Genomic DNA, 3,670 nt, shown 5'->3' with positions numbered 1-3,670 from the left:
GCCTCGATGAACGGGTTGTTGTCGATGAACCGGTAGAGCGCCTCGGTGCCGAGCGCGATCGTGATCACCGCCTTGCCGGGGTGCAGCGATTTGCGGGCCCCGGTCACGATCCCCCGCTCGATCGCGTGCATCGCCCCGTCCGAGATCAGCTCGGTGTGGATCCCCAGGTCGCGCAGCCCGTCGAGGCGCTTCCAGACGGCGTCCGGGATGCCGCCGATCCCCATCTGGAGGGTGGCGCCGTCGTCGATCAGTTCCCGCACCCGACGGGCGATCCGGTCCTCGACGTCGGTGTACGGCCGCGGCGTCAGCTCCGGCAGCGGCTCGTCGTGCTCGACGATGGCGTCGACGCGCTGGACGTGGATGAAGGCGTCGCCGAGGACTCGGGGCATCCGCCGGTTGACCTGGACGATGACCTTCCGCGCCACCTCGCAGGCGGCTCGCATGGCGAGCGCCTCGACGCCGAAGCTCATGAAGCCGTGCTCGTCGGGGGGGCTCGCCATCAGCATCACCACGTCGAGCGGGAGCCGGCCGGAGCGCAGCAGCCGCGGGATGTGGTGCAGGTGCACGGGCGTGTAGTCGGCTCGCCCCTCGTTCACGGCGTCGCGATCCGAGGGTCCCACGAACAGGGCGTTGTGCCGGAAATGCCCCTCCATCTCCGGCCGGCTGAGGGGATCCTCGCCGAGCTGCAGCAGATGGCACGCCTCGACGTTCTCGAGCTCGTCCTTCCGCTCGGCCAGGGCGCGGATCAGCGCCCCGGGCGTGGCGGCGTTGCTGCTGTAGTAGACGCGCTGGCCGCTGCCGATCAGCCTGACCGCCTCCGCCGCGGTGCACCGCTTCTTCCGGTACTCGTCGATCCAGGACACGGCCCGCCTCACAGGAGCCGATCGATCGGCTGCCACGGCCGCCCGAGAGCCTCGGCCGCCCTCCGGTTCACCAGCTTCCCGCGGTAGGTGTACAGCGAGCGCCGGAGGGCGGCGTGCTCGCCGAGAGCGCCCTCGAGGCCGCGCTCCGCCAGCGTGGAGATCCAGGGCAGCGCGGCGATCGTGAGGGCCCGGGAGGCGGTCCGCGGCACGTTGGCGGTCAGATTCGGCACGCAGTGGTGGATGACCCCGTGCAGCTCGTAGGTCGGCTCGCGCAGCGTCGTCGGGCGGCTGGTCTCCACGCAGCCCCCCTGGTCGATCGCCAGGTCGATGATCACGCTGCCGGGCTTCATGCGGCGCACGATCGGCTCCGGAACGACGTAGGGCGACCGGCCCCCCGGCACCGCGACGGCTCCCACGAGCACGTCGGCGATGGCGCAGAAGCGCTCGATGTTCCGGGCGCTCGGCACCGCCGTGACGACGTCGCGCGACACCTCCTGCATCGTCCTCCGGAGGGCATCCAGCCGCTCGTCCATGACGATCACGTGCGCTCCGGCCGCGAGTGCGAGGCGCGCCGTGGCCCGCCCGGCGGTTCCCGCACCCAGCACGACGACCGTGGCGGGAGGGATGCCCGGCACGCCGCCGAGCAGGAGCCCCCGGCCGCCCGCGGTGCGGGTGAGGAGCTGTGCGGCGGTGTGCACGGCGAGCTGCCCGCCCAGCTCGCTGAGCGCCTCGAGCAGCGGCCTCCGGCCGTCGTCGGTCTGGAGCAGCTCGTAGCCGACGAGGGAGACCTCGCGCGCCTCGACCGCCTCGACCAGCTCGGGGCCGGCGAGGGCCAGGTGGAGAAAGCCGCAGATCGTCCCCTCGGGACGCAGCCGGTCGATCTCCTCGGCGGAGAGCGGTCCCACCTGGCAGACGAGGTCCGTCCCGAGGTAGACCTCGTCGGCGGTGTGGACGATCCGCGCCCCCCGCGCGGCGTAGTCCTCGTCGGAGAAGTGGCTGTCGCGGCCGGCACCGCTCTCGACGAGCACGTCGTGGCCCAGCTCGACCAGCCGGCCGGCTCCGAAGGGGGTCAGGCCGACCCGGTGCTCGTCGTGACGCGTCTCGCGCGGGACGCCGATCCGCACCTTACCGACTCCGCCGGCCGGGCGCGGGCGGGCCACCGCTCCCGGCTCAGAAGTAGCGCAGGAACCCGAACGTGACCTCGGTCGATTTCACGGTGCGCTCGGTGACGTTCACCAGCCGGTGGAACCGCCGGGCGCGGAGGTCACCGAACAGCACCCACTTCTCGCCCACCTTCAGCGTACCCCGCAGTCCGAGGAACATGGTCGCGCCGCTTCCCTGGCGCAGCGACAGGTCGAACGAGCGGCCGGGGATCGTGTCGGCGAGGTTCTTGTCGGTCTGGGTCACCGCCCACCCGAGCCCGAGCGGGACCCCGAAGCCGAACCGTCCCCACGACCAGTGCGGAACGAGACCGGCATCGAAGATGAACAACCGGGTGTCGATCTTGCCGTTCGGCGTGTCCAGCATGTCCGTCTGGCCGAAGCCGAACCGCATCTCGAAGTCGAGCCGCGGCGCGATGACGATGTCGAACAGGCCGTGGAGCATCCGGGTGTCGTCGATGCGCGGCGGGACGCCGTCGAAGAGCATCTTCGAGACGCGGCCTCCCGAGACCTGACCGGCCGACAGCCCCCACGCGAACGTGAAGTCCGCGTCGGTCGCCTCGGCGTCCTCCTGCGCCAGCGCCGGCGCGGCGAGCGCCGCCAGCGCCACCAACAGCGTCCACCGGATTCTTCGCATCGCCTTCTCCCAGCAACCGCCGCACCGCGCCCTTGCGGATCGCCCCACGCCGGGCTGGCCTTTCGGGCGCAAAGGCGGGCATTATGACCGAACCGCCCCCGCCTGTCATCGCGCCCCGCGGGCGGCCGCGGCGTCCGGGCCGCAGCGCGGGCGGGGGGAGGACGACGCGATGGCCGTTTCCGATCCGCGGTGGTGGTGGGCGGCGCTCGCGGCCGCGGCGGCGCTCGGCCCCGGCTGCTCCGGCGGCGAGGGGCTCGAGCCGCCCCCCCGCGAGGCGGTCGAGGAGCTGGTCCTCCGGGCCCTCGGCCCCGGCCGGGCCGAGCCGCCGGTCAGCCTGCTGGCGGTGGAGGAAGCGACGCCCGAGGGGCCGGTCGTCCGCGAGCCCCGGCCGGAGGAGCTGGCCGGTCTGTACCTGCCTCCCCCGCTCGAGCGGGTGGAGGTGGTGTCGCTGGAGTGCCGGAGGTTTCCGATCTGGTACGTCCGGCTGCGGGCTGCGGGCGCCGAGGGCCCGGGGGCGCGGCTGGTGGTCGAGGTGGCCCCGCTCGGCCGGCTCGGCGAGACACCGGGACCCGGCGCCTCGTGGCGTCTCCTGATGCGGCGCTGGCGTGCCGTGCCCGGACCCCGAGGCCGCCCCGTGCCCGACTTCCGGCCCCTCGCCGGGGAGGAAGAGGGCGCGACGCCCCGGCAGGTCTGGATCGTCGTCTCTCCGCCGTGGGTCCCGCGCGGCCCGCGCCTCGATTAGCGCCAGGTGGCGCCTTCCAGCCCGCCCGGCACCGGGCTTTCCGCGGGAGCCTTCTCGGGGCCGGATCCCCGACAGGATCCGGGAGCGGCCGGACGTCCATCCCCGACGGTGCGCTCGCGCATCCACGCGGCCGATCGTTCGGATGTCGGGAGGTGCTTCCTCGATGGTGCAAAACGCCGCGCAACTTGGCGAGAAACGGACGCTTCGGCCCGATCGCAGGGCCTCGATCCGTTCGAGGCCGGATCCTTCGATCTCCCAACGACTTCGG

4 protein-coding genes are annotated in these 3,670 nt (G+C 73.1%); 1 reads left to right on the top strand and 3 read right to left on the bottom strand.

The features are described 5' to 3' along the window. From D6718_11570 to D6718_11560, 3 genes are all read right to left on the bottom strand, one after another. Positions 1 to 854: 4-hydroxybutyrate CoA-transferase (locus tag D6718_11570; GenBank protein ID RMG43697.1), on the bottom strand; the 854-nt coding region annotated here is incomplete at its 3' end. 17 nt (positions 855 to 871) lie between these two features. Beyond that, the gene (locus D6718_11565) at positions 872 to 2,023 is read right to left on the bottom strand and encodes an alanine dehydrogenase (GenBank protein ID RMG43696.1); all 1,152 of its coding nucleotides are present in this window, start codon (positions 2,021 to 2,023) and stop codon (positions 872 to 874) included. Positions 2,024 to 2,033: 10 nt separating this feature from the next. After that, on the bottom strand, positions 2,034 to 2,660 hold the full coding sequence (locus D6718_11560; GenBank protein ID RMG43695.1) for a hypothetical protein: 627 nt from the start codon (positions 2,658 to 2,660) through the stop codon (positions 2,034 to 2,036). Between the two features lie 169 nt (positions 2,661 to 2,829). Here D6718_11560 and D6718_11555 point away from each other — a divergent pair, with 169 nt between their 5' ends. Next, positions 2,830 to 3,402 carry a hypothetical protein gene (locus tag D6718_11555; protein RMG43694.1) on the top strand — a complete coding sequence of 191 codons (573 nt, stop codon included), beginning with the start codon at positions 2,830 to 2,832 and terminating at the stop codon, positions 3,400 to 3,402. Positions 3,403 to 3,670: the final 268 nt, after the last annotated feature.

This window comes from Acidobacteriota bacterium (genome assembly GCA_003696075.1).
Classification (GTDB): domain Bacteria; phylum Acidobacteriota; class Polarisedimenticolia; order J045; family J045; genus J045.
The sequence above is the reverse complement of the archived record's forward strand: the minus strand, read 5'-3'. Positions and strand labels throughout refer to the sequence as shown.

Coding starts and splice junctions, on each gene's coding strand:
- D6718_11560 (RMG43695.1), bottom strand. CDS start 2,660: ATGCGAAGAATCCGGTGGACGCTGTTGGTGGCGCTGGCGGCGCTCGCC.
- D6718_11555 (RMG43694.1), top strand. CDS start 2,830: ATGGCCGTTTCCGATCCGCGGTGGTGGTGGGCGGCGCTCGCGGCCGCG.